The following is a 24,541-nucleotide window of genomic DNA, read 5'->3' on the forward strand; positions in this document are numbered from 1 at the left end:
TTCCGGGTCCAGAGTTTACGCCTATATAGGAAGCCGTTGCGAGGCCGCAAAGCCGTCGTTCGGGTCCAGTTCAGGCCGTCAGGAAGTCGGTCAGTGTCCAGGCGGCATCCGAGCCGGCGACAAAACCGCGATAATCGAGCACCGCAAGGCCGGCAGGCGGGTAACCGCCCGGGACCGCCGCCACCATCTGGTCGGCGCCGATCAACCCTTCCAGGACCTCTTCCATGGTCGGGTTATGGCCGACGAGCATGACCGAGTTGCTGTCTCTTTGGCCTGCGAGAATGGCGAGATAGGTGCCGAGCGAGCCGTTATAGAGTTCGTCGATGAAGACAGGCTCGATCTCCTCGCTGATCGCGCGGCGGATGGCCTCGGCGGTCTGGCGGCACCGCATGGCGGTGGAACTGATAAGGATATCAGGCCGGTAGTTGCGATCAGCAGCCTTGTCGGCAACGATCTCGGCCTGCGCAAAGCCCTGATTGTCGAGAGGGCGATCGAAATCGTGCTGTCCCGGCTCCGCCCAGCCGGATTTGGCGTGGCGCAGGAGATAGATGCGGGAAGGAGGAGGAGTGATCGTCGTCATGCCCGGCACCGCTAGTGAGAGGATGGAAGCGATGGGTACCCTTTCGGCATGAGACTCGTCAACTGCCGCAGATGTTCTGAAATAGCGCCACCAAGCGCGTCCGCCTGTGGAGAAGAGTTTCAAACATTCAGAATAAAAGCTTAAAAAATAGCCGTTTAGCGGATTTTTATGACAGTTTTAAAAATGCCTTAATACTGAGCGCGAGGCTTGAATCCGGATGGGAGGATAGGATATAGAGCGCCGCATGAGATGTTCTTCAGGAGAATCGCGTTGAGTGAGAAGATCGATCTTAGCAATTATGTGCTCTCTGAAAACGACGAGTTCATGAATGCAAATCAGAAAGCGTATTTCCGGGCAAAACTGATCGCCTGGAAAAACGATATTCTGAGAGAAGCGCGCGAAACGCTCGGCCATCTGGCTGAAGAGAGCGCCAACCACCCCGATCTCGCCGACCGGGCTTCCTCCGAAACCGACAGAGCTATCGAACTTCGAGCCCGTGACCGTCAGCGCAAGCTGATTTCCAAAATCGATGCCGCCTTGCAGCGCATTGAGGACGGCACCTACGGTTACTGCGAGGAAACGGGCGAACCGATCGGCCTCAAGCGTCTCGACGCTCGTCCGATCGCCACACTGTCGATCGAAGCGCAGGAACGCCACGAGCGTCGTGAAAAGGTCTATCGGGACGAATAATTCGCCTGATCAGCCATAACGAATTCAAGGCACGGTTTTTCCGTGCCTTTTTTCTTGGGCCCAAAATGGCGGCGGGCCCGCTCACTTGTCGCGGGTGACCGACATTTCACCGAAGATGCGCGCGACTTCCGACTGCAGGCTCGGTTCCGGCGTCGCACCGGTGACCGGCGGCACGCCGGGGTTCCTCGGCTGTATCTGACGGTTCGGCTGGGGGATGACGACCGACTCGCGGGATGCGAGGTTGTTGGCCATTTCCTCTTCGAGAATCCGCTCGAAATCGCTGCCGAGCTGTTTCGGCTTGTCGGCGGCCGATTGCAGGGCAGGCGGCACGATTGCGGCGCTGACCGGCACGACGCGGGGTTCGGGCGCTTCCTGGAAGACGCGTTCGCGGGCGGCGTCGAGCACATCGGCAGCGTCGTCATAAGCAGGAACTTGGACAGGAGCGGGCGCAGGAGCTGGGCTAGGCGGCGGGGCTGCGGCTGCGGCTGCCAAAGCCGCGATCGGCCGCAGCTGTTCGGATTTTACCTCCGGGGCTTGACGGGCGGGCGGTTCGATCCTGGGGGCGGCCGCCGGCTCGGCAGCCGCTGCATTGTTGGCCATGACAGGCGGGGCGGGCCGCGGAGCAAGGGTGCCGCTCATCGGCATGGGCCCGGTGACGGGAGCTGCCGTCGCCGCCAAAGGCGCAGCGGCGCGCGGGGCCTCGCGCGGCGGCACGACGCTTTCCCGTGCCGGCTCGATGCGCGCTTCCGGAGCCGCGGGACGTGGGATCGGGGCAGGGCGGGGTTCGGCGACGGGAGCCAGCCGGGCTTCCATGGCGGGTGCGGCTTGAACGGGAGCCGTCATGTCCAGCGGCTGGAAGCGGTTTGCCGCGCTTGCCGGGGTCGCCGGCATGGCAGGTGCCGCCGTGGAAATTCCGCTTTCGATGACGATATCGGTCGGCCCGCCGATCATGATCAGGTGCTCGACCCCGTCGCGGCGGATGAGGACCAGGCGACGGCGCGCATCGACTGCCGCAGCATCCAGTACCTGAAGCCGCGGCTGGCGATTTTTGCCGCCGCGCACGAAGGGGGACGGGCCGGCGCGGCCGCGCATGAGCCAGAGCGCGCCGATGAGGACGACGAGCCCAATGCCGACGCCGACGACTGCGATCACCAGGCGGCCTCCATAGGCGCCCATCAGGTCATCTAACATCTCTTGCCACTCCTCATATGAACGCTGCGGTAAAAAACGACTTTTTTCCTACCGAAGCAAGCTGCTAACTGTCACTGTCCCGCGCTGAAAGACAGCGCAGAAAAGCAAAGATAGGTCACTCCGCCAAACTGTCCCGGGTTTTGTGGCTCAGCAGAGCTTTTTGCTTAACCTGCAACTTGCTAATAAGGAATCGCGGGATTCCTGATCCCTGAATGTTCATGGCCGCAGCGCCGGTCGAAATGCGAGGAATTGATGACGAAGTTGCAGCAGAGCGGCAACTACGATGCGCCCCTGGTGGAAAAAGGGACGCGTGGCGGCACCATCGTCCGAATCGTCCTTCTGGCGCTCGTTCTCTGTGGCGTGGCTGCCGGCTTCGTGATGTTCCAGCATGCGCTCGACAACGAGCTGGTACTCGGCCTGCTCGGCATTCTCGCCATGGTCGGCATCTTCTTCCTGGTGTCGTCGATCATCGGCCTCGTCGAGGTCATGCCGCAGTCGCGTTCCGACGAGCTGGCCCGGGGTTTTCTCGCCAACCATCCCGACGGCATCCTGATCACCGATGCCAAGGGCCGCATTCTCTACGCCAATGCCGCCTATGGCCGGATGACCGGTGCGACCAAGGCAAGCAACGTGCAGTCGCTCGAAGCGCTTCTGTCCAAGACCCGCGAATCGACCGAGGCGCTCTACCGGCTGACGACGGCTCTGCGCGAGGGCCGGGAAGGTCACGAGGAGTTCCGGCTTCTCCAGCCGATCGGACGGACGACCGGTAACGGTTCCGGTGCCCACTGGTACCGTCTCAAGGCGCGGCTGCTGACGCCCGCCGACAGCCGCAAGGGCCAACTCGACATCTGGCAGATCACCGACATCACCTCGGAGCGCGACGACCAGGAGCGGTTTTTCCGCGAGCTGCAGAACGCAATCGACTATCTCGACCACGCGCCCGCCGGGTTCTTCTCCGCCGGCAAGAAGGGCGAGATCTTCTACCTGAACGCCACGCTTGCCGAATGGCTTGGCATCGACCTGACCAAGTTCGTGCCACGCTCGGTGACGATCTCCGACCTGGTGGCGGGCGAGGGCATGGCGCTGATCCAGTCGGTGCAGGCCGCACCCGGGCTGAAGCGCACCGAAACGCTCGATCTCGATCTGCGCCGCGCCAACGGCCAGAGCCTGCCCGTGCGGCTGGTGCACAATGTCAGCGCAACCCGCGACGGCGCACCGGGCGAAAGCCGCACCATCGTGCTGGCGCGGCAGAAGGGCGGCGAGGGCGACCAGTCCGCCTCCGCGATGCGCTTCACGCGCTTCTTCAACAATACGCCGATGGCGATCGCCTCCGTCGATGGCGAAGGCCGGATCCTGCGCATCAATGCGCCGTTCCTCAAACTGTTTGCCGGCGTCGTTTCCCGCGACGACGTGGATGCCGGTATCGAACTCGACCGCATCGTTCACGACAATTCCCGCCAGCATCTGATGCAGGCGATTGCCGCTGCCAAGGACGGGCAGGGCGATATCGCCCCAATCGATTCGCGCCATCCCGGCGACGAGAACCGCTATGTGCGCTTCTATGTGAACGCCGTGATCGACGAGAGCGACGAGGCGCCGGAAGAGGCCGCGATCGTCTACGCCGTCGAGACGACCGAGCAGAAGGCGCTCGAAACCCAGATGGCGCAGACCCAGAAGCTTAATGCCGTCGGCACGCTGGCGGGTGGCATCGCCCACGACTTCAACAACGTCCTGACTGCGATCCTTCTGTCCTCCGACCATCTCCTCCTGCAGGCGCGCCCTTCCGATGCGAGCTTTGCCGACTTGATGGAGATCAAGCGCAACGCCAACCGCGCCGCCGTGCTGGTGCGCCAGCTGCTCGCCTTCTCGCGCAAGCAGACCATGCGGCCGGCGGTGCTGAACCTCACCGACGTGGTCGGCGATCTGCGCATGCTGGTCGACCGGCTGATTTCCGGTACCAATGTGAAGCTCGAAGTGGACTACGGCCGCGATCTCTGGCCGGTGCGCACCGACCTGTCGCAGTTCGAGCAGGTGCTGATCAACCTCTGCGTCAACGCGCGCGACGCCATGCCCCAGGGCGGCACGATCCTGATCAAGACCCGCAATGTATCCGCCGAGGATGCGGGCGGTTTCAACCAGGCGGATCTCCCGGCCGAAGACTTCGTGATGGTCGAAGTTTCCGACACCGGCACGGGCATCTCGCCCGAAATCATGGACAAGATCTTCGAACCTTTCTTCACCACCAAGGAAGTGGGCAAGGGCACCGGCCTCGGCCTCTCGATGGTCTACGGCATCGTCAAACAGTCCGGCGGCTATATCTATCCCGAATCGGAAGTCGGACGCGGCACGAGTTTCCGCATGTTCCTCCCACGCCACATTCCCGAAACGCCCGTCGTCGTCCAGGATGCTACCGCAACCGGTACACAGGCGCCGCCGGCCGCTCTCGCGCCTGTCGTGTCGACGCCTGCATCCGACGACCTCGACCTCACCGGAAAGTCGGCGGTGGTCCTGCTCGTCGAGGACGAGGAGGCCGTCCGCCGCGGCGGCAAGCGCATGTTGGAAACCCGCGGCTACACCGTGCACGAAGCGGGTTCCGGCACCGAGGCGCTCGACATCATGAAAGAGCTCCAGGGCAAGGTGGATATCGTCGTCTCCGACGTCGTCATGCCTGAAATGGACGGCCCGACGCTTTTGACCGAGCTGCGCAAGATCTATCCGGACATGAAGTTTATCTTCGTTTCGGGCTATGCCGAGGACGCGTTTGCGCGCAACCTGCCGGCCGACGCCAAGTTCGGCTTCCTGCCGAAGCCCTTCTCGCTAAAGCAGCTTGCCGTGGCGGTCCGGGAAATGCTCGATTCGGAGTGAGAATCGGATCGTCTCTCATAAATTTCAAACGCCGCGATTTCCTCGTCAAATTGCGGCGCAGCTTTGATTTCAAACGGGAATTTTCCACACCTCGGCGGGCGTGAACATCCTGAGAACGAAATCGAAATATCTATTTTGACTCAATCTCTTGGGCGACCCTTGCCAAATGAGAACAAAATAGGTACGTCACCTTTATCGGCTGCTTCATTGCGTGCGCGGCGGCAATAACCTAAAGGTGGGACCAGATGGCACAGAATAGTTTGCGGCTCGTAGAGGATAAAGGCGTGGACAAGAGTAAGGCGCTGGAAGCGGCATTGTCGCAGATCGAACGATCCTTCGGTAAGGGATCGATCATGAAGCTCGGTTCGAACGAGAACATTGTCGAGATCGAGACGGTTTCGACCGGCTCTCTCAGCCTCGATATCGCGCTTGGCATCGGCGGCCTGCCGAAGGGCCGTATCGTCGAAATCTACGGTCCGGAAAGCTCGGGCAAGACGACGCTTGCGCTGCAGACGATTGCCGAAGCTCAGAAGAAGGGTGGCATCTGCGCCTTCGTCGACGCCGAACACGCGCTTGATCCGGTCTATGCTCGCAAGCTTGGCGTCGATCTCCAGAACCTTCTGATCTCGCAGCCGGATACCGGCGAGCAGGCGCTCGAAATCACCGACACGCTGGTCCGTTCCGGTGCCGTCGATGTCCTCGTTATCGACTCGGTTGCGGCATTGACCCCGCGCGCCGAAATTGAGGGCGAGATGGGCGACAGCCTGCCGGGCCTTCAGGCGCGCCTGATGAGCCAGGCGCTGCGCAAGCTCACCGCTTCGATTTCCAAGTCGAATACGATGGTGATCTTCATCAACCAGATCCGTATGAAGATCGGCGTGATGTTCGGCTCTCCGGAAACCACCACCGGCGGCAACGCCTTGAAATTCTACGCCTCGGTTCGCCTCGACATCCGCCGCATCGGTCAGGTCAAGGAACGCGAGGAAGTGGTCGGCAACCAGACCCGCGTGAAAGTCGTCAAGAACAAGATGGCGCCTCCCTTCAAGCAGGTCGAATTCGACATCATGTATGGCGAAGGCGTTTCCAAGACCGGCGAACTGGTCGATCTCGGCGTCAAGGCCGGCATCGTCGAGAAGTCTGGTGCCTGGTTCTCCTATAACAGCCAGCGTCTCGGCCAGGGCCGCGAGAACGCCAAGACGTTCCTGCGCGACAACCCTGAGCTTGCCCGGGAGATCGAGACGTCGCTTCGCCAGAATGCCGGCCTCATTGCCGACCGCTTCCTGCAAAACGGCGGTCCCGACGCTGACGACAGCGACGCGGCCGCGGATATGTAAAGCGGTTCCGCCGCACTCGGGGATTTCTCCGGCGGATTATTTTGAACCGGCTGCGCATGGAAGATGCGCGGCCGGTTTCTCGTTCGGTGAGGCGGCGGGGCGGCTGGACAGTTGGGGGTGTGGGCGATACAAGCCTCTGGTTTTCGAATAATAGGACCGCATCCGGCGGTAAAAAGGGCGTAGCATGAGCGGCGTGAATGAAATCCGGTCGACCTTCCTCGACTATTTCCGAAAGAACGGGCACGAGGTCGTGTCCTCCAGTCCGCTGGTGCCGCGCAACGATCCGACGCTGATGTTTACCAATGCCGGCATGGTTCAGTTCAAGAACGTGTTCACCGGTCTTGAGAAACGCCCCTATACGACCGCGACGACGGCACAGAAATGCGTTCGCGCCGGCGGCAAGCATAACGACCTCGACAATGTCGGTTATACGGCTCGTCACCACACCTTCTTCGAAATGCTCGGCAATTTCTCCTTCGGCGACTATTTCAAGGCAAATGCGATAGAGCTTGCCTGGAACCTGATCACCAAGGAATTCGGCCTCGACGCCAAGCGTCTCCTGGTGACCGTCTACCATACCGACGACGAGGCTTTCGACCTCTGGAAGAAGATCGCCGGTCTTTCGGACGACAAGATCATCCGCATTCCGACCAGCGACAATTTCTGGGCGATGGGCGATACCGGTCCTTGCGGCCCATGCTCGGAAATCTTCTACGATCATGGCGACCATATCTGGGGCGGCCCGCCCGGTTCGCCGGAAGAGGACGGCGACCGGTTCATCGAGATCTGGAACCTCGTCTTCATGCAGTACGAGCAGGTGACGAAGGACGAGCGGATCGACCTGCCGCGCCCGTCGATCGACACCGGCATGGGCCTGGAGCGTGTTGCGGCGGTCCTGCAGGGCCGGCACGACAACTACGATATCGACCTGTTCCGCGCGCTGATCTCGGCCTCGGAAGAGGCGACCGGCGTCAAAGCTGAAGGCGAGCATCGCGGCAGCCACCGCGTCATAGCCGACCACCTGCGGTCCTCCGCATTCCTGATCGCCGACGGCGTGCTGCCCTCGAACGAAGGCCGCGGCTACGTGCTCCGCCGCATCATGCGCCGCGCCATGCGCCATGCCCAGTTGCTCGGCGCCCGCGATCCGCTGCTCTTCAAGTTGCTGCCCGCGCTCATCCAGCAGATGGGCCGCGCCTATCCGGAACTGGTCCGCGCCGAATCGCTGATTTCGGAAACCCTGAAGCTCGAGGAAAACCGCTTCCGCAAGACGCTGGAGCGCGGGCTTTCGCTGCTCTCGGATGCGACCGGTGCGCTTCACAAGGGCGACATGCTGGATGGCGAGACCGCCTTCAAGCTTTACGACACCTACGGTTTCCCGCTCGACCTGACCCAGGATGCCTTGCGCGCCCGCGAAATCGGCGTCGATATTTCCGGCTTCACCGACGCCATGCAGCGCCAGAAGGCGGAAGCCCGCTCGCACTGGACCGGTTCCGGCGACAAGGCGACGGAAACGATCTGGTTCGAGCTCAAGGAAAAGCACGGCGCCACCGAATTCCTCGGATATGACACGGAAACCGCTGAAGGCGTGGTGCAGGCGATCGTCCGCGACGGCAAGGCTGTCGACAGCGCGTCCGCCGGCCAACAGATCCAGGTCGTCGTCAACCAGACGCCGTTTTATGGCGAATCCGGCGGCCAGATGGGCGATACCGGCGTGATTGCGACGGACAATGCCAAACTGAATATCTCGGATACCCAGAAGAAGGGCGAGGGCGTATTCGTCCACATCGCGACCGTCACTGAGGGCATGTTGAAGGTTGGTGATGCCGCAGCGCTGACGGTCGATCACGACCGTCGTTCGCGCCTGCGTTCCAACCATTCGGCCACCCATCTGCTGCATGAGGCACTTCGCGAAGTGCTTGGCACGCACGTGGCCCAGAAGGGTTCGCTGGTAGCGCCCGAGCGCCTGCGTTTCGACGTCTCGCATCCGAAGCCGATGTCGGCCGAAGAATTGCAGAAGGTCGAGGACATGGCGAATGCCATCATCCTCCAGAACGCGCCGGTCACGACCCGATTGATGAGCGTCGACGACGCGATCGCGGAAGGTGCCATGGCGCTGTTCGGCGAAAAATACGGCGATGAAGTTCGCGTCGTTGCGATGGGCAAGGCAATCGAAGGCCCCAAGGCCGGCAAGCCCTACTCGATCGAGCTCTGCGGCGGCACCCATGTCAATGCGACCGGCGATATCGGCCTTGTCCGCGTTCTCGGTGAAAGCGCCGTCGGCGCCGGCGTTCGCCGCGTCGAGGCGGTGACGGGCGAGGCAGCGCGTGCCTATCTCGCCGAACAGGATGACCGCGTGAAGACGCTCGCAGGCGCCTTGAAGGTGCAGCCGGCTGAGGTGGTTTCGCGCGTCGAAGCGCTGATCGACGAGCGCCGCAAGCTCGAGAAGGAATTGGCGGACGCCAAGCGCCGGTTGGCCATGGGCGGCGGGCAGGGTGGTTCGGCCGGCGATTTCAGGGAGATCGGCGGCGTCAAGTTCATGGGCAAGGCGCTCAACGGCATCGATGCCAAGGACCTGAAGGGCCTGGCGGATGAAGGCAAGGCAAGCCTCGGCTCCGGCGTCGTCACGCTGATCGGCGTGTCGGAAGACGGCAAGGCAAGCGCCGTGGTTGCGGTGACGCCTGACCTGGTCGATCGCTTCAGCGCCGTGGACCTGGTCCGCATCGCATCCATGGCGCTTGGCGGCAAGGGCGGCGGCGGCCGTCCCGACATGGCCCAGGCCGGTGGACCGGACGGCGCCAAGGCCAACGAGGCGCTCGAAGCGGTAGCAGCCGTTCTTAGCGCCTGACGACAAACACCGGAAGCGAGCATTGCCCGCTTTTCGGTTTCAAAGGAAGACCAATGGGCGTGACGGCCAAGATCGATGATGAGCTGGATGAGGTCGGCAACGGCCTCGTACCGGCGCTCTTCCGGGATGCGCCGAGTTCCGTCTCATTCAACAAGCTGCGTAAGCGCCTGCTCCGGCAGGTGCGCCAGGCTTTCGACGATTTTGGCATGTTGAATGGCCAGAAGCGCTGGCTGATCGGGCTTTCCGGTGGCAAGGATTCCTATTCGTTGCTCGCCGTGCTGCTGGATCTGCAATGGCGCGGCCTTCTGCCCGTGGAACTCCTTGCCTGCAATCTCGACCAAGGCCAGCCGAACTTCCCAAAGCATATATTGCCGGAATATCTTGCCTCGATTGGGGTGCAGCACCGTATCGAATATCGCGATACCTATTCGATCGTGAAGGAAAAGGTGCCGGAAGGCGCCACCTATTGCTCGCTCTGTTCCCGGCTGCGGCGCGGCAACCTCTACCGGATCGCCCGCGAGGAGGGCTGTGACGCACTGGTGCTCGGCCATCACCGCGAAGACATCCTCGAAACCTTCTTCATGAACTTCTTCCATGGCGGCAGGCTCGCCGGCATGCCGGCAAAGCTGTTGAACGACGAGGGCGACATGATGGTGCTGAGGCCGCTTGCCTATTGCGCCGAGGACGATCTGGCGAAATTCGCAGCCGCCATGCAGTTCCCGATCATCCCGTGTGATCTCTGCGGTTCGCAGGATGGCCTGCAGCGCAATGCGATGAAGGCGATGCTCGCCGATATCGAGGCCCGGATGCCGGGCCGCAAGGATACGATGCTGCGCGCGCTCGCCCATGTGAACCCGTCGCACCTGCTCGATCCGAAGCTCTTCGATTTCTCCGGCCTGCAAGCCGCTCAAAGTCTCTGAATTCCCCCGAACCCAACCTTCCGCACCAATCCCCCAAGAGACCGTTGTCATGACCCTTCCGCTCGACATCACGAAGCTTGCCGATCTTCTGCGCCTTGCCGCCAAGGCCGAAATCCTGCCGCGTTTCCGGCGGCTGGGCAGCGGCGATGTACGTTCAAAGAGCGAGCCGTCCGACCTGGTGACGGAAGCCGACGAGGCCGCCGAGCGGATGATCCGCCGCGAGCTGGAAGCCTTTGCGCCCGGCGCGCTCTTTGTCGGCGAGGAATCGGTGGCAGCCGATCCGTCGCTGCTCGCCAAGCTCGCGGATGCGGAATTCGCGGTGGTCGTCGATCCGGTCGACGGCACGTTCAACTTCGCCTCGGGCATCCCGGCCTTCGGCGTCATGGCCTCCGTTGTCTGGAAGGGCGAGACGGTGGCCGGTATCATCTACGATCCGATGGGCGACGACTGGGTCATGGCGGAAAGGGGCGCCGGCGCATTCCTGCGACGGCCGGATGGCGAGGTGATCCGGCTTTCGGTCGCCGACGCCCGGCCGATCGAAGCCATGATCGGTATGGCCTCGCCCGGATATTTCTTCGGCGGCGAGCGGGAGCGGATCCTCGGCAATCTCGCCAAAGTCCGGTTCTTTGCCAACTATCGCTGCTCGGCCCATGAATATCGCACGTTCGCCGGCGGGCATGTGCAGTTCGTGCTCTACAACAAGCTGATGCCCTGGGACCACCTGGCCGGCACGCTGATCGGCACGGAGGCGGGCGGTTACGTCGCGCGCTTCGACGGCTCTCCTTACATGCCGCACCATGTCGACGGCGGGCTGTTGCTCGCTACCGACAAGGAAAGCTGGCAGATGCTGCGCAACGAGATCATCGGCCCCTGAAATAGCGGCGTCAACGAAAAAGGCCGGATCGCTCCGGCCTTTTTCGTTGGGAAATGCTTCTCAGATCTTCGGATTTTGCGGCTGGAAGAGTTTTCCCTTCTCGCCGATCAGCACGAAGATCAACCCGATGATTGAGACGGTGAAGAAGCCTGCGACCAGCGGCAGTGCCGTACCGTTGAAGGACTGGCCGATCGCGACGCCGATCAGTGCCCCGCCGACCGTGCTCATGAAGCCGAGCACGGCGGACGCCGTTCCGGCGACATGGCCGAGTGGCTCCATGGCGAGCGAATTGAAGTTCGAGCCGATCCAGCCGAACTGGAACATCGAGAGCCCGAAAAACGCGATGAAGATCACGAGCGGCATGGGTTGAGGCCCGAAAATCTGCACGAGCATCCAGACGAATGTAATGCCGATGAAGCCAAGCAGCGAGCCGTGCGAAAGGCGCCGCATGCCGAAACGCCCGACAAATCGGGCGTTCAGAAAGGATGCGGCAGACATGAACACCGCCACGCAGGCGAAGACCAGCGGAAACCAGACGCCGACGTCGTAGATACCGACATAAATCTGTTGGGCCGAGTTGATGAAGCCGAACATGGCGCCGAAAATGAATGTGCTGGCAATCGTGTAGCAGAGGGCAAGGCGATTGGTCAGAACGATCTGGAAGGCGTGCAGGATCGACGAAATGGTGAAGGGACGCACATCGGCCGGATCGAGCGTTTCCGGCAGGCGCGAATACATCCAGAAGCCGATGCAAAGCGAGGCGACTGCCATGAACACGAAAATCAGGTGCCAGTTGCCGAACAGCATGATCACCTGGCCCGTGGCCGGCGCGATGACCGGCACGACCATGAAGACCATCATGATCAGCGACATGACTTCCGCCATGGCGCGACCACCGTATACGTCACGCACGATCGAAATGGAAATCACTCGTGTTGCGGCCGCTCCGGCACCCTGGATGAAGCGAAGGGCCAGCAGCGCCCCGAATGATGGCGCGATGACGGCGCCGACAGCGCAGACGAAATAGAGGCCGAGGCCGAAGAGCATCGGATTTCTGCGACCGAAACGGTCGGAGATCGATCCATAGATGATCTGTGCGGCGCCGAGGCCGAAGAGATAGGCCGAAACGACATACTGGCGGTGGTTTTCGTTGACGACGCCAAGCGATGCGCCGATCTCCTGCAATCCGGGAAGCATGATGTCGATGGCAAGCGAATTAATGGCCATCAGCATCGCCATCATCGCGATGAATTCGACCCGACCCATGCCGCGCAGGCGGGCCGGGGCAGTTTGTGAAGGATTTGTCACAGCAGTTTCCTAAACAACGTGAAAGGCGCCGTTGGGAGCGGCGCCTTGAAAATGTCTTTTAAATATCCCGGACAGCAGCCCGGAAAATCTCAGGCGGCGCCGCGGACTCCGATGCCCTGTTCCTGCAGATGAGTCTGCAATTCGCCGGATTGGAACATCTCGCGGACGATATCGCAACCGCCGACGAACTCGCCCTTGACGTAAAGTTGCGGAATGGTCGGCCAGTTGGAATAGTCCTTGATGCCCTGGCGGATCTCCGCATCGGCGAGCACGTTGACGCCCTTATAATCCAGGCCGAGATAGTCGAGGATCTGCACGACCTGGCCGGAGAAACCACATTGCGGGAACTGCGGGGTGCCCTTCATGAAGAGAACGACGTCGTTGGTCTTCACTTCGTTGGCGATAAAATCGGTAATTCCGCTCATGTCCTATCCTTTCACATGCGGTTTCAAGGGCCGCTGCGCTGCGTGATCTGCCTTAAATAGCAATCCAGCATCGGGAATTCCAGCGGAATAGTCCGGCGGAATGCGCTTATTGTTTCGCGTAGCCCCGGTTTTGAACCTCGGCCCGGCTAACGTCCCTCACTCCGCCGGAGCGGAGGTCTGCAACGCCAGCGCATGCAGCACGCCGCCCATATTGCCCTTTAGAGCCTCGTAGACCATCTGGTGCTGCTGCACCCGGCTCTTTCCCCGGAAGGCTTCCGCCACCACTTCCGCGGCATAGTGGTCGCCGTCGCCGGCAAGATCCCGGATGGTGACCTTGGCACCGGGAATGCCGGCCTTGATCAGGTCTTCGATTTCACCGGGTCTCATAGCCATGATGTCATCCCTTTTCTCTCCGCGGGACTCAAAACCGCAGAACCTTTTGTCAGGATACACTGCCTCAAAGCTGCTCTGCGGTCAAAGCTGGATCGAAGGGCTCCGCCTCAATGGTGCAGGAATACGTGTTTCACCTTGTAGAGGCTGGCTTTGGCTCGGGCTCTAAGCGGCGGAAGATGCTGGGTCCGGGAGAAGCGAAAAAGCCAGATGGAACTCAGGGTCAGGATCATGAAGCCGTAGGACTCGAAGCTTTCCTCCATCACGACGATATCGAAATGTTCGGCCAGCTGGCTGATGCCGAGAACGGCGGCAATCAGGGCCAGCGGCCAGGAAAGGCGTGGATGAATGGCCCGGAGAATGCCTCCTCTATGGCGATATTCGAACACGATCGTCGCAATCAGCAGGATGAGAGCGGCCGCGCCGATAATAATCGGCAGCCAGGTCTTCGACACACAATAAATTGTCATACTTCCACGACATATTGGCATCTCGCGCATGAAGAACACGATGGAAATGCAGGCCGTCGTGATTGCGACGAAGCGGGCCAATATCCGCGTCCCCAAGGCCGCCATGACGGCAAAAAGGGCGGTGATGGCAAGCGAAGCGGACTGAATGTCTTCGATGGGGCCGTCTTCATCGAAGATGTCGTGGGTGGTCATTCCCATCTTCGAGAAAATCATCCAGGCCAGAACGTTCAGGCAAAGGGTGATGATCAGTGCATCGAGCCAGATGCGCTTGTAGTGCCAGGTCGGGCCCGATGACCTCAACCAGGTCAAAATCGGCATAAGCATTTGCTGCGCTTACTTTCCTAATTCAGAAAGCCGCAACGCTTACCGGGACAGCCCGAGTCCATCAATCCCCCGCGCTTCAAATTTGTTCACCTGTGCAAACAAACCGCGATCGAGAAATCGCGGCTTGGGTATCGGAATGGGCTGGACGGGGTCAGGCCATGAAGGCTGGGAACCAGCTTTCGTGGGCATCTGTAAGCTGCGGAACAGCAATGTCGATAAGGTCGTCGACGATTAGGCTGGCACCCCCGACGGTACCGAGCGTGCGGAACGGTACGCCGGCGCTCTCGGCGCTGGCCTGCACGAAATTGGCAAGATCTGCAGGCACTGCGATCACGTAGCGGGCCTGGTCTTCGCCGAATAGCAGCGCATGGGCCGGGCCGCGCTGTTCCCTGATGCCGACCTTCATACCCTTGGCCGATGCCATCGCCATTTCGGCAAGCGCGATCACCAGGCCGCCCGAGGAAATGTCGTGGCAGGCCGTCACCTGGCCGTTGCGGATGAGCGAACGGACGAAATCGCCGTTGCGGCGCTCGGCCTTCAGATCGACTTCCGGCGGCGGACCGTCGTTGGTGTCGAGGATGTCGCGTAGATAGATCGACGAACCGAGATGGGTGCCGTCGGTTCCGATCATGATCAGCTTGTCGCCGTCATTGGCAGAACCGATTTTCGCCATCTTCTGCCAGTCGGGCAGCAGGCCGACGCCGGCAATCGTCGGGGTCGGCAGGATCGCGACGCCGTTGGTCTCGTTGTAGAGCGAGACGTTGCCGGAAACGATCGGGAAATCCAGCGCCCTGCAGGCCTCGCCGATGCCCTTGATGGCGCCGACGAGCTGGCCCATGATTTCAGGTTTTTCCGGATTGCCGAAATTGAGGTTATCGGTGGCGGCGAGCGGCTCGGCGCCGGTGGCGACGATATTGCGCCAGCATTCGGCGACCGCCTGCTTGCCGCCCTCGAACGGATCGGCCTCGACATAACGCGGCGTAACGTCGGAGGAAAAGGCGAGCGCTTTGGTCGGGTGGTTCTCGACGCGCACGACGCCGGCATCGCCGCCCGGGCGCTGCAGCGAGTTGCCCTGGATCAGCGTGTCATACTGTTCCCAGACCCAGCGGCGGCTGGACTGATTGGCCGAGCCGACGAGTTTCAGCAGCGTCTGGTTATAATCCGCAGGTGCTGCGACCTGCGAGGCGGGCAGGGGTGCACGAACATTCGACTGGACCCACGGCCGATCGTATTCCGGAGCCTGGTCGCCAAGATCCTTGATCGGCAGGTTGGCGACTTCCTCGCCCTGATGCAGGACACGAAAGCGCAGGTCGTCGGTGGTCTTGCCGACGATCGCAAAATCCAGACCCCATTTGACGAAGATCGCTTTGGCCTGGTCTTCCTTTTCCGGCTGCAGCACCATGAGCATGCGCTCCTGGCTTTCCGACAGCATCATCTCATAGGCCGTCATCCGGTCTTCGCGCACCGGCACCTTGTCGAGATCGAGTTCGATGCCGAGATCGCCCTTGGCGCCCATTTCGACCGCCGAGCAGGTGAGGCCGGCGGCACCCATGTCCTGGATCGCGATGACCGCGCCGGTCGCCATCAGTTCAAGGCAGGCTTCCAGCAGGCATTTTTCCGTGAAGGGATCGCCGACCTGGACGGTCGGGCGTTTCTCCTCGATGGATTCGTCGAATTCGGCCGATGCCATCGTGGCTCCGCCCACACCGTCGCGGCCGGTCTTGGCGCCGAGATAAACGACCGGCAGACCGACGCCCTTGGCCTCCGACAGGAAGATGGCATTGGATTTGGCAAGCCCGGCCGCAAACGCATTGACCAGGATATTGCCGTTGTAGCGCGGGTCGAACTCAACCTCGCCGCCGACCGTCGGCACACCGAAGGAATTGCCGTAACCGCCAACGCCGGCAACGACGCCGGACACGAGATGTTTGGTTTTCGGATGATCGGGTGCCCCGAAGCGCAGCGCGTTCAGTGCCGCGATCGGCCGGGCGCCCATGGTGAAGACGTCGCGCAGGATGCCGCCAACGCCCGTTGCCGCGCCCTGATAAGGCTCGATATAGGACGGGTGGTTGTGGCTCTCCATCTTGAAGACCACGCAATCGCCATCGTCGATATCGACCACACCGGCGTTTTCGCCGGGACCCTGGATGACCCGCGATCCCTTGGTCGGCAGCGTGCGCAGCCATTTCTTGGAGGATTTATAGGAGCAGTGCTCGTTCCACATGGCCGAGAAGATGCCGAGTTCCGTGAAAGTCGGTTCGCGTCCGATCAGATCGAGAATCCGCTGATATTCGTCGGGCTTCAGGCCATGCGAGGCGACGAGTTCGGGAGTGATCGCGATGCTGTTCGGAATGGTCATGATCTTCTCTGGATTGAAGGGCCAAGCTCTTGGCGCTCTTTAGCCTAAGTCGCAAAGCGGCGCGACAGGAAAATACGGCTGTGCAGCGTTACTGTGTAGGAGCCTGAAAACAAAAAGCGCCGGAAAACCGGCGCCTCAGTTGGAAAATAGGCGATCTGGATCAGAACTTGTAGCCGACTGCGATGCCTGCATAGGAGAGGCCGGCATTGTAGTCGCAGAGGTTGGCATTCGAGGAGTGCTCGACGGTCGCCAATACACGCCAGTTGTTGGTGATGTTGTAACCAAGGCCGAGCGACTCGTGGAAGAGCGCATGGCAACCGACCTTCGGACCGTCATTCGGCTTGTCGAGATTGCCGTTGTTGAAGGCGCCGCCGAAGCCGAGATCGACGAAGATGCGGTCGGTGATCGGTGCAGTCCAGGTGAAGCCGGCGAATACCTGGCTTGCTTCGCCTGCCGTCGACACGATCGCGCCGACGTGGACGCGCGGACGCAGCATGTGGTCCATGAAGCTCTCGGCATGACGCTGGTCGAAGGGGTCGAAGAAGACGGTAGCGGACGGGAAGGCACCCTTCTCGAAAGTGCTCGCGCTCTGAATCGAACCGGAGACGCCGATTCGCACTTCATCGAACAGACGTTCCTGAGCAAATGCCGAGGACGATATGCCCGAAGCCAGAATGATGGCTCCGATTGCAGATGCGAAAAATGCCTTGTTCATTACACCGCCCTCATAAGCGCCGCCATGCCGGCGGCCGGTGCGATCCGCACTCGGTGCGCTCGCCCACTCTTCCAGATCGAAGTGGTACAATGGCACTTTGACGCCGTCCAGCACCGTTCACACTGTGTTATCACTTGTGGCCAAAAAATGTGACGATTTGGACAAGCCGGTGCAGGCGTGCAACAGATTACATATTAATGCGTAAATACAGATGGTTAATATCAGCAGCCCGTCGCGCCGCCGGCCCAGCGCAGGACGTCGCGCTTGATCCTCTCCCCATCGGGGCCGCTCATCATCGGGCCGAAAGCGTCGAGGCGGGCGGGGCTGCCTTCCGCCTGGACGACCAGCATCGGACGCGACTCAGGGCTGTTGCGCGGCACGGCGAGAATGCGCGGCCGGCCGGAGAAGGAGTTGAGTTCCGGTGCCAGGCGATAGGGCTTGAACGCCGCATCGCCCGACTTGAACCAGCAGCTATTGGCGGCCAGCGCCACGCGTTCCATGGTCGGAAGTGCGGCGCGGTCGGTCGTCACCGCCGCAGGGCGCCCCGACTGACAGGCGGACAGCGCCATGCCAAGGATCACGAGAGACGACATGGCGGGCAGGCGATGGGAGAACGGCATCAAAACGTCCTGACGTGGTTTCGGTCGTTCTAGGATCGATCCGGATAAGATGAAGGTTCAGGCGGTCGCGGCGATGACATCGAGCGCCGAGGCGAAAATTCCGCGCCCGTCATTGCCGCCATGGGCGGCTTCGATCAGGTTTTCCGGGTGGGGCATCATGCCGAGCACGTTGCCGCGGCTGTTCATGACGCCGGCGATATCGTTCAGCGAGCCGTTCGGGTTGGTGCCTTCGGCATAACGGAAGACGATTTCGCCACGATCTTCCATGCCCGATAACGTCTCCGCATCGACGAAATAGTTGCCGTCGTGATGGGCGACCGGGCAACGGAGCACCTGGCCCTTTTCATAGGCCCGGGTGAAATCCGTGTCGGCATTGACCACTTCGAGCTTCACTTCCTTGCAGACGAATTTCAGCGAGGAATTGCGCATCAGCGCGCCGGGCAGCATGCCGGCTTCAACGAGGATCTGGAACCCGTTGCAGACGCCGAGTACCTTGACACCCTTGTCCGCCTTGTCCTTGATCGCCTGCATCACCGGCATGCGGGCCGCGATCGCGCCGCAACGCAGATAATCGCCGTAGGAAAAGCCGCCGGGGATGACGATGAGATCGACATCATCCGGAATGTCGGTCTCGGTCTGCCAGACGGTGATCGGCGCCTTGCCGGAGATCTTAGTGAGGGCGGCGATCATGTCGCGATCGCGATTGAGACCGGGAAGCTGAACGACGGCGGATTTCATGGGTGCGGTTCAAACCTTGCCTGGGCCTCGGCTAGCTCGCGCAGTTCGAGGCGGTTTTCGATTCTCTCCAACCTGGCATCCAGCTGATGCAACATGGTATAGAGGTTGTTGATATCGCTCTGATGCGCGTGAACGACCAAGCGCATCGAATTCATCTCATTCCGAAGATCGCGAATGGCGGTATCCGACTTGTCAGCTCGCTGATGGAGTCGTTGCAGAAGCTCATTGATGAGTTCCTGGGAAACGTCAGCCACAATATGCCCCGTATCGATCGAAACGGTCGCCGAAAAGCTTCTTCTTCAAGGCTTCGGTCCGCGCTTGCCCCTCGGCAAGCTCGCGGTTCGTCTCCTTCATGAAACTGACAAGCTCCTCAAGCGACTCAAGCGTCTGCTTGCTACGCTCGTCGAGCTCCAGCATCTCCTCGTAGAGCATTTCGTTCGTGACTTCAGCCATCACACGCTCCGCAACCTTCAGTCGAGAGCGATAGTATAGTTCTCAATCACAGTGTTTGCCAGCAGCTTGTCGCACATGGCTTTCAGGTCCGCCTCGGCCTTCGCCTTGTCGGCGCCCTCGAGTTCGAGATCGAAGACCTTGCCCTGGCGGACATGGCCGACGCCGGAAAAGCCGAGACTGCCGAGCGCGCCTTCGATAGCCTTGCCCTGCGGGTCGAGAACGCCGTTTTTGAGCGTGACCGTCACGCGTGCCTTGATCACTGATCTACCCCCGAATTACTTGACGAGAACCGGTCCGGTGCCGCGGACGGGTTCGTTTTCATTGATGATGCCGAGACGGCGCGCCACTTCCGAATAGGCTTCCACCAGGCCGCCCAGGTCCTGCCGGAAACGGTCCTTGTCCATCTTTTCCTTGGTCTCGATGTCCCAAAGACGGCAGCTGTCCGGCGAAATCTCATCGGCGAGAATGATGCGCATCATGTCGCCTTCGAACAGGCGGCCGCATTCGATCTTGAAATCGACGAGCTGGATGCCGACGCCGAGGAAGAGACCTGAGAGGAAGTCGTTGACGCGGATGGCAAGCGCCATGATGTCGTCGAGCTCGGCAGGGTTCGCCCAGCCGAAAGCGGTGATGTGCTCTTCGGAAACCATCGGATCGGCGAGCGCATCGGACTTGTAGTAGAACTCTATGATCGAACGCGGCAGGACCATGCCTTCCTCGATACCGAGGCGGGTCGAGAGCGAGCCGGCGGCGACGTTGCGCACCACGATCTCGAGCGGAATCATCTCCACTTCCTTGATCAGCTGTTCGCGCATGTTCAGCCGGCGGATGAAATGCGTCGGGATGCCGATCTTGTTCAGATGGGTGAAGAGATATTCCGAGATGCGGTTGTTGAGGACGCCCTTGCCGTCGATGACGCCGTGCTTCTTTTTGTTGAAGGCTGTGGCATCGTCCTTGAAGAACTGGATCAGCGTGCCTGGCTCAGGGCCTTCATAAAGGATCTTGGCCTTGCCTTCGTAGATACGGCGGCGACGGTTCATGATTTTTATCTCGTTGTTGGCGCCCTGCCGGACGCAATGGATGATGTTTGAGCGGTCCCTTATCGGAAAAGAACAGGTTTCACAATGCGGGCCTCCAAAACCTTTGTCGGCGAGGGGTTGGCGAAGCGTAACCAAGAATCGTTGACCTTCAGACTACACAGGTTTTCAAAGGTTTTGCTCTAGCAATTAGGATGTCCGGATCCCACGAGCAGCAATAAACAGGGAAAACAGGGGATCATGATGTGCATCTTCGTCGTGATGGCGCCAAGGGCGTTTGGGGCAAATTTGCCTATGACCGCAGCTCGCAGTTTCGCGCGGAATCTCGTTGCCGGGGTCCTAAGGGGCCTCGGCTTGCATTGCCGACACAGGCGGCCGGGTTCGGATCAGGTTTTTCCGCCTCGACGGCAAAGCTCTCCAGGAACATAGCCATCCAATTGCGTCATGATTTCGACGCCTCCGGTGTCGTCGTTTCCGGTGACGAGCTATGGACCTGGATGCACAACCTGCCGAGCGGGGCGGCCAAGGAAGCGAGGGCACCTGACGCTGGATGCGGTAGCTGCTCTTTACGCGAAGCCGGAGCTTTGTTGTGACGGAATTGCCATTCGTCAATTCCGTATCGGGATTCCGCGTCCGCCAGTGTCGGAATCAGCAGACCGCCGATTGCGCTTCGCTCGTCTTTTGATTAAGGGGGTTCCATAAAAGTTCACTTTGGGAGACCCGAGATGAGTGGCCTCAGCGATCGCGAAAAAGCCTTTGAAAACAAGTTTGCCCTGGATCTTGAATTGAAGTTCAAGGCGCTTGCCCGTCGCAACAAGCTCGCAGGTCTCTGGGCGGCCGGCCTGCTCGGCAAGACGGATGCCGAAGCTTACGCAAAGGAAGTCGTCGTTGCCGACTTCGAGGAAGCGGGTGACGAGGATGTCTTCCGCAAGCTGCGTAGCGATCTCGATGCCGCTGGCGTTTCCATCTCGGACCAGGATATCCGCTCCAAGATGCTGGAGCTTCTGGCTCAGGCGGTCGATCAGATCGAGAACCAGTAAGCTGCATTTCACCAGACTGATATAGAAGCTGCGTCCGGTCGGACGCGGCTTTCTCTTTCTGCGGATAAAACAGGCTCAGTTGTCCGTGGCGTGTCGCTTGCGGCCGTCGGGCTGTGTGCTTTCGCCCGTGCGCCAACGGCCCGAAAGTATGAAATCCGGAATGCTGCTGCGCGGCATTGGCCTTGCGAGCGCATAACCCTGCAGGACGTCGCAGCCGAGATCGCGCAGGATACGAATCTGTTCCGTGGTCTCGACGCCTTCCGCGACAACCTCGATATTCAGCGATTTGCCGATCTCGATGATCGATCCGACCATCTTGCGTTGCTTTTGCGACTGCGAGACGAGACGAACGAGCTCGCGGTCGATCTTCAGCGCACGCGGATTGAGCCGGAGGAGGCTGATGATCGACGCGTGGCCGGTGCCGAAGTCGTCAATCTCGATATCGATACCGAGCTTCTTGATCCGGGCGAGGTTCTTTAGGATATCGTCGTCGCAATCGTCGAGGAAGATCGATTCCAGGAGCTCGAAGGATACGGTACCCGGCTCGATCTTCAGCTTCTTGAGCTTTCGTGACAGCGAGGCGTCGTGCAGACGCCGGTATGAAACGTTGACCGAGAGTTTTGGGATCGAGAGGCCATTGCTGCGCCAATCGCGGAAATCGGCAAGCGCCTTGTCGAGTATGGTTCCGTCAATGACCGAGACGACGTCGAGCTCCTCGGCCATTTCGAGGAATTTGTCCGGAGACAGCATGCCCCGCTCCGGGTGCATCCAGCGCGCCAGCGTTTCCACGCCGGAAATCTCCAGCGTCGCCGCATCGAACTGCAGCTGATAATACGGAATGAATTCGTCACGCTCGAGAGCAAGAAGAATCTCGTCTGAAATCCGCTTCGTGCTGATGATCTCGTTCTGGGTATCGGCCGAGAAGAATTCATGCCGGTTGCGGCCGCGATTCTTGGCCCGGTAGAGCGCGATGTCGGCATTCAGGAGGAGTTGGCGCGCATCGACCTCCACTCCCGTATGACAGGCGATGCCGATGCTGGCGCCGAAACGGCAGTCGTGCCCCTCATAGGACACGGGCTTGCGCAATTCCTTGATGATCCGGTCGGCCAGATGCGAGAGCTTGCGCGGCGAACCTTCGAATTTCGACAGGATGACGAATTCGTCGCCGCCGATACGGGCGACGAAATCGCCTTTGCGGATCGTGCCTTTGAGGACTTTCGCCGCATGCTTCAGCATCATGTCGCCGGCGCTGTGACCGAGCGTGTCGTTGATCTGCTTGAAGCGGTCGAGATCGATATGGAGGATCGCGATGCCGTGTCTGTCGCGGGCGCATTCAGCCGCCACGCGGTCCAGCATCTCGTCGAGGTAACGGCGGTTCGGAAGGTCGGTCAGGTAGTCATGCATCGCATTGTGCTCGATGCTGCTGCGGGCGGCTTCGAGTTCGCGATTGCGTGCCTCGGCAAGGGTCTTTGCCCGTTCGAGTTCGCGGTGGAGCGTCACGTCGGCCGTCACGTCCCAGTTGGCCCCGACCATTTTCTGGTGACCGTTTCCATCGACGAAAGACATGGTGCGGGTACGCACGACGCGTTCGGACCCGTCCCGCAGTATCACGCGGTATTCGTCCGAAAAGCGTTTGCCCTCCTCGATATTGGCAAGCACGTTTGCCTGGACGCGTGCGGCGTCGTCCGGGTGCAGGAAGTTCTCCCAGAGCCCGCCGATCTTCACTTCCTCGCTTTTTGCCAACCCATAGATACGGAACATCCGCTCATCCCACTCGACCTCGCCGGTGGAGAAATCGGATTCGTAAACGCCGATGCCGGATATTTCGAGGGCCATGTCGAGCCGTCGCGACATCTGTGCGGTTGTCTCCTCCGCGGCCTTGCGGGCGGTGATATCCGTGTCCGTGCCGACGACGCGGGTCGCCTTGCCGTTCGCGTCCCATTCGACGCACGCACCCCGGCATTCGATCCAGATCCAATGCCCTTGCTTGTGGCGTTCGCGATAGTCGAAGACGGCATAGGCCGGATCGCCGGCATTCTGCCGCTCGATGGCATGAATGACATGGTCGTGGTCGTCCGGATGCACGAGCTCCAGCCATTCCTTCGTGCTGGCTGCCAGCGGATCCTCTGGCGACATTCCGCGGATCTGCCGCCACACCGGCGAGTAATATTTCTGGCCGGTCGCATAATTGTGATCCCAGACCCCCGAGACAGAGCTGACGAGCGCGTTGTCCCAACGGCTTTCACGTTCGATAAGCTCTTCGACCTGCCGTCTCTGATCGGTGATGTCGGTCAGGTGGACCGCAGAAAGAAGCTGGCCTTTCAGGTTTTTGCCGAGTGGTGCGAAGGTGGCTAGCACCCACCGCTGCGAACCGTTCGGATCCATGACGCGCAGTTCCAGGCGTTCCGCGGGAGAATCGAGAGTCAGGCCTTGGATCGTCTGATGGAAACTGTCCTGGTCACCCGGATGCAGGATGGCTGACAAAGCCGTCGGCTGACGGCTGTCACCCATCCATTCGCGTCTGAACGTGCCATTCGCAAACAACAGCGCAGCGGCGTGGTCGACGATGGCAATCGGGAACGGGGCCGCCTGGAACACCGTCTCAAGAACGCCGATCTCGTCTCCTGGGCCGGAGTCCAATAGGCGCGAGAGAACATTTGACGGCATCGGCACAGCCTGGCGCTACAAAACGAACAGGCACTTTAGCAAGTGTCAATTAAGTCCAGCTTAAAAATGCTGTTCGAATTGACACACCCTGAAATTATGGGGCGCTGCTCATTCCACCATGTTTCTATGGCTTCAGACGGCTGAGGAACTGGGCAAAAACCATTGTGCCTTCGGGCCAGGGGCCGTGGCCGGAATCCTGGTTGATATGGCCAGCTTCTCCGGCATCGACGAGCATCGAACCCCAGGCGGACGCGATGTCGTCTGCGTGTTCGTAGGAGCCGAACGGATCGTTGCGGCTCGCGATCGTCAGCGACGGGAAGGGGAGCGGATCGCGCGGATAAGGGCCGAAGGTCTGCAGGTGCCGGGGCCGGATGGACGGATTGTCCACTTCCGGCGGGGCCACGAAAAAGGCGCCGGCCACCGGTTTCGTGAACAGCGGAATGGCGTGAATGACGGTCGGGATGCCGAGCGAATGGGCGATGATGACGACGGGCCGCGTCGCGCAGTTCACCTCTTCGGCGACCCGTGCAATCCAGTCCTCGCGCACCGGCTTTGACCACTCGTCCTGCTCGACCCGGCGGGCCGTCGTCAGCTTCTGCTCCCAACGGGTCTGCCAGTGATGTGGCCCGGAATTGGTGTAGCCGGGGACGATCAATATATCTGCTTCGGATGCCTTCATGGCGCCTATCTGTGTTC

Annotated in this window: 23 protein-coding genes; 7 read left to right on the forward strand and 16 right to left on the reverse strand. The window is 60.7% G+C overall.

Translation table 11 applies throughout. The features are described 5' to 3' along the window. Positions 1–70 precede the first annotated feature (70 nt). A complete protein-coding gene (locus RG540_RS08495; RefSeq protein WP_038593350.1) occupies positions 71–580 on the reverse strand; it encodes a SixA phosphatase family protein in 510 nt (169 codons plus the stop codon). Positions 581–850: 270 nt separating this feature from the next. On the opposite strand from RG540_RS08495, the gene dksA reads away from it, so the two are divergent. Continuing rightward, entirely contained in the window at positions 851–1,270 is a 420-nt protein-coding gene (dksA, locus tag RG540_RS08500) for an RNA polymerase-binding protein DksA (protein WP_007771163.1), read from the forward strand. Between the two features lie 81 nt (positions 1,271–1,351). Here the strand turns inward: dksA and RG540_RS08505 are convergent, their stop codons facing one another. Beyond that, positions 1,352–2,461 carry a flagellar biosynthetic protein FliO gene (locus RG540_RS08505; RefSeq protein WP_038586669.1) on the reverse strand — a complete coding sequence of 370 codons (1,110 nt, stop codon included), beginning with the start codon at positions 2,459–2,461 and terminating at the stop codon, positions 1,352–1,354. Positions 2,462–2,713: 252 nt separating this feature from the next. Here RG540_RS08505 and cckA point away from each other — a divergent pair, with 252 nt between their 5' ends. The 5 genes from cckA (at position 2,714) to RG540_RS08530 (ending at position 11,299) form a co-directional block, all read left to right on the forward strand. Next, positions 2,714–5,326 carry a cell cycle histidine kinase CckA gene (cckA, locus tag RG540_RS08510; protein WP_038586672.1) on the forward strand — a complete coding sequence of 871 codons (2,613 nt, stop codon included), beginning with the start codon at positions 2,714–2,716 and terminating at the stop codon, positions 5,324–5,326. A gap of 245 nt (positions 5,327–5,571) precedes the next feature. Continuing rightward, positions 5,572–6,660: a recombinase RecA gene (recA, locus tag RG540_RS08515; protein WP_038586675.1), complete on the forward strand. Its 1,089-nt coding sequence runs from the start codon at positions 5,572–5,574 to the stop codon at positions 6,658–6,660. A 184-nt stretch (positions 6,661–6,844) separates the two neighbouring features. Next, positions 6,845–9,505: an alanine--tRNA ligase gene (gene alaS, locus RG540_RS08520; RefSeq protein ID WP_038586678.1), complete on the forward strand. Its 2,661-nt coding sequence runs from the start codon at positions 6,845–6,847 to the stop codon at positions 9,503–9,505. 53 nt (positions 9,506–9,558) lie between these two features. Continuing rightward, the gene (gene ttcA / locus RG540_RS08525) at positions 9,559–10,425 is read left to right on the forward strand and encodes a tRNA 2-thiocytidine(32) synthetase TtcA (RefSeq protein WP_038586682.1); all 867 of its coding nucleotides are present in this window, start codon (positions 9,559–9,561) and stop codon (positions 10,423–10,425) included. A gap of 49 nt (positions 10,426–10,474) precedes the next feature. After that, complete coding sequence (locus RG540_RS08530; protein WP_038586685.1) at positions 10,475–11,299, forward strand: inositol monophosphatase family protein; 825 nt, start codon at positions 10,475–10,477, stop codon at positions 11,297–11,299. Between the two features lie 60 nt (positions 11,300–11,359). Here RG540_RS08530 and RG540_RS08535 read toward each other — a convergent pair whose 3' ends face one another. The 12 genes from RG540_RS08535 to purC all read right to left on the reverse strand — a co-directional run bounded on the left by RG540_RS08535 (position 11,360) and on the right by purC (position 20,141). Then, complete coding sequence (locus RG540_RS08535) at positions 11,360–12,607, reverse strand: multidrug effflux MFS transporter (protein ID WP_038586688.1); 1,248 nt, start codon at positions 12,605–12,607, stop codon at positions 11,360–11,362. 89 nt (positions 12,608–12,696) lie between these two features. After that, the gene (gene grxD / locus RG540_RS08540; RefSeq protein ID WP_038542857.1) at positions 12,697–13,032 is read right to left on the reverse strand and encodes a Grx4 family monothiol glutaredoxin; all 336 of its coding nucleotides are present in this window, start codon (positions 13,030–13,032) and stop codon (positions 12,697–12,699) included. Between the two features lie 156 nt (positions 13,033–13,188). Beyond that, entirely contained in the window at positions 13,189–13,425 is a 237-nt protein-coding gene (locus tag RG540_RS08545) for a BolA family protein (RefSeq protein ID WP_007770085.1), read from the reverse strand. 107 nt (positions 13,426–13,532) lie between these two features. Next, positions 13,533–14,084, reverse strand: a complete 552-nt coding sequence (locus RG540_RS08550) for a hypothetical protein (protein ID WP_157884600.1) — start codon at positions 14,082–14,084, stop codon at positions 13,533–13,535. Positions 14,085–14,367: 283 nt separating this feature from the next. Next, on the reverse strand, positions 14,368–16,575 hold the full coding sequence (gene purL / locus RG540_RS08555) for a phosphoribosylformylglycinamidine synthase subunit PurL (protein WP_038586694.1): 2,208 nt from the start codon (positions 16,573–16,575) through the stop codon (positions 14,368–14,370). A 160-nt stretch (positions 16,576–16,735) separates the two neighbouring features. Beyond that, positions 16,736–17,290, reverse strand: a complete 555-nt coding sequence (locus RG540_RS08560) for an acyloxyacyl hydrolase (protein ID WP_038542863.1) — start codon at positions 17,288–17,290, stop codon at positions 16,736–16,738. Between the two features lie 221 nt (positions 17,291–17,511). Beyond that, entirely contained in the window at positions 17,512–17,910 is a 399-nt protein-coding gene (locus tag RG540_RS08565; RefSeq protein WP_038586697.1) for a lipoprotein, read from the reverse strand. A 57-nt stretch (positions 17,911–17,967) separates the two neighbouring features. Beyond that, positions 17,968–18,648, reverse strand: coding sequence for a phosphoribosylformylglycinamidine synthase subunit PurQ (purQ, locus tag RG540_RS08570; RefSeq protein WP_038586701.1), 681 nt, complete (start codon positions 18,646–18,648; stop codon positions 17,968–17,970). After that, positions 18,645–18,902, reverse strand: a complete 258-nt coding sequence (locus RG540_RS08575) for a hypothetical protein (RefSeq protein WP_038586704.1) — start codon at positions 18,900–18,902, stop codon at positions 18,645–18,647. The genes purQ and RG540_RS08575 overlap by 4 nt, the downstream gene beginning before the upstream one ends. Then, on the reverse strand, positions 18,895–19,101 hold the full coding sequence (locus RG540_RS08580; protein WP_038586707.1) for a hypothetical protein: 207 nt from the start codon (positions 19,099–19,101) through the stop codon (positions 18,895–18,897). Before RG540_RS08580 ends, RG540_RS08575 begins: the two co-directional genes overlap by 8 nt. Positions 19,102–19,118: 17 nt before the next feature. Then, on the reverse strand, positions 19,119–19,361 hold the full coding sequence (gene purS / locus RG540_RS08585; protein ID WP_038542871.1) for a phosphoribosylformylglycinamidine synthase subunit PurS: 243 nt from the start codon (positions 19,359–19,361) through the stop codon (positions 19,119–19,121). Between the two features lie 15 nt (positions 19,362–19,376). After that, complete coding sequence (gene purC, locus RG540_RS08590) at positions 19,377–20,141, reverse strand: phosphoribosylaminoimidazolesuccinocarboxamide synthase (protein ID WP_038542873.1); 765 nt, start codon at positions 20,139–20,141, stop codon at positions 19,377–19,379. 722 nt (positions 20,142–20,863) lie between these two features. Between purC and RG540_RS08600 the strand changes: the two genes are divergently transcribed. Beyond that, positions 20,864–21,178, forward strand: coding sequence for a DUF1476 domain-containing protein (locus tag RG540_RS08600; RefSeq protein ID WP_038542878.1), 315 nt, complete (start codon positions 20,864–20,866; stop codon positions 21,176–21,178). Between the two features lie 75 nt (positions 21,179–21,253). Here the strand turns inward: RG540_RS08600 and RG540_RS08605 are convergent, their stop codons facing one another. Both RG540_RS08605 and RG540_RS08610 read right to left on the reverse strand, forming a co-directional pair. Continuing rightward, positions 21,254–23,845: a sensor domain-containing protein gene (locus RG540_RS08605; RefSeq protein WP_038586713.1), complete on the reverse strand. Its 2,592-nt coding sequence runs from the start codon at positions 23,843–23,845 to the stop codon at positions 21,254–21,256. A 124-nt stretch (positions 23,846–23,969) separates the two neighbouring features. Then, complete coding sequence (locus RG540_RS08610; RefSeq protein ID WP_038586716.1) at positions 23,970–24,524, reverse strand: RBBP9/YdeN family alpha/beta hydrolase; 555 nt, start codon at positions 24,522–24,524, stop codon at positions 23,970–23,972. Positions 24,525–24,541: the final 17 nt, after the last annotated feature.

The organism is Neorhizobium galegae bv. orientalis str. HAMBI 540, assembly GCF_000731315.1.
Classification (GTDB): domain Bacteria; phylum Pseudomonadota; class Alphaproteobacteria; order Rhizobiales; family Rhizobiaceae; genus Neorhizobium; species Neorhizobium galegae.

What these genes read in the sequence shown, in the direction of transcription:
- purQ (WP_038586701.1), bottom strand. Translation starts at nt 18,648, where the DNA reads ATGAAATCCGCCGTCGTTCAGCTTCCCGGTCTCAATCGCGATCGCGAC.
- ttcA (WP_038586682.1), top strand. Translation starts at nt 9,559, where the DNA reads ATGGGCGTGACGGCCAAGATCGATGATGAGCTGGATGAGGTCGGCAAC.
- RG540_RS08550 (WP_157884600.1), bottom strand. Translation starts at nt 14,084, where the DNA reads ATGACCACCCACGACATCTTCGATGAAGACGGCCCCATCGAAGACATT.
- RG540_RS08600 (WP_038542878.1), top strand. Translation starts at nt 20,864, where the DNA reads ATGAGTGGCCTCAGCGATCGCGAAAAAGCCTTTGAAAACAAGTTTGCC.
- RG540_RS08560 (WP_038542863.1), bottom strand. Translation starts at nt 17,290, where the DNA reads ATGAACAAGGCATTTTTCGCATCTGCAATCGGAGCCATCATTCTGGCT.
- alaS (WP_038586678.1), top strand. Translation starts at nt 6,845, where the DNA reads ATGAGCGGCGTGAATGAAATCCGGTCGACCTTCCTCGACTATTTCCGA.
- RG540_RS08495 (WP_038593350.1), bottom strand. Translation starts at nt 580, where the DNA reads ATGACGACGATCACTCCTCCTCCTTCCCGCATCTATCTCCTGCGCCAC.
- recA (WP_038586675.1), top strand. Translation starts at nt 5,572, where the DNA reads ATGGCACAGAATAGTTTGCGGCTCGTAGAGGATAAAGGCGTGGACAAG.
- grxD (WP_038542857.1), bottom strand. Translation starts at nt 13,032, where the DNA reads ATGAGCGGAATTACCGATTTTATCGCCAACGAAGTGAAGACCAACGAC.
- RG540_RS08605 (WP_038586713.1), bottom strand. Translation starts at nt 23,845, where the DNA reads ATGCCGTCAAATGTTCTCTCGCGCCTATTGGACTCCGGCCCAGGAGAC.
- RG540_RS08530 (WP_038586685.1), top strand. Translation starts at nt 10,475, where the DNA reads ATGACCCTTCCGCTCGACATCACGAAGCTTGCCGATCTTCTGCGCCTT.
- purL (WP_038586694.1), bottom strand. Translation starts at nt 16,575, where the DNA reads ATGACCATTCCGAACAGCATCGCGATCACTCCCGAACTCGTCGCCTCG.
- RG540_RS08580 (WP_038586707.1), bottom strand. Translation starts at nt 19,101, where the DNA reads ATGGCTGAAGTCACGAACGAAATGCTCTACGAGGAGATGCTGGAGCTC.
- cckA (WP_038586672.1), top strand. Translation starts at nt 2,714, where the DNA reads ATGACGAAGTTGCAGCAGAGCGGCAACTACGATGCGCCCCTGGTGGAA.
- RG540_RS08565 (WP_038586697.1), bottom strand. Translation starts at nt 17,910, where the DNA reads ATGCCGTTCTCCCATCGCCTGCCCGCCATGTCGTCTCTCGTGATCCTT.
- RG540_RS08505 (WP_038586669.1), bottom strand. Translation starts at nt 2,461, where the DNA reads ATGTTAGATGACCTGATGGGCGCCTATGGAGGCCGCCTGGTGATCGCA.
- RG540_RS08610 (WP_038586716.1), bottom strand. Translation starts at nt 24,524, where the DNA reads ATGAAGGCATCCGAAGCAGATATATTGATCGTCCCCGGCTACACCAAT.
- purC (WP_038542873.1), bottom strand. Translation starts at nt 20,141, where the DNA reads ATGAACCGTCGCCGCCGTATCTACGAAGGCAAGGCCAAGATCCTTTAT.
- RG540_RS08545 (WP_007770085.1), bottom strand. Translation starts at nt 13,425, where the DNA reads ATGGCTATGAGACCCGGTGAAATCGAAGACCTGATCAAGGCCGGCATT.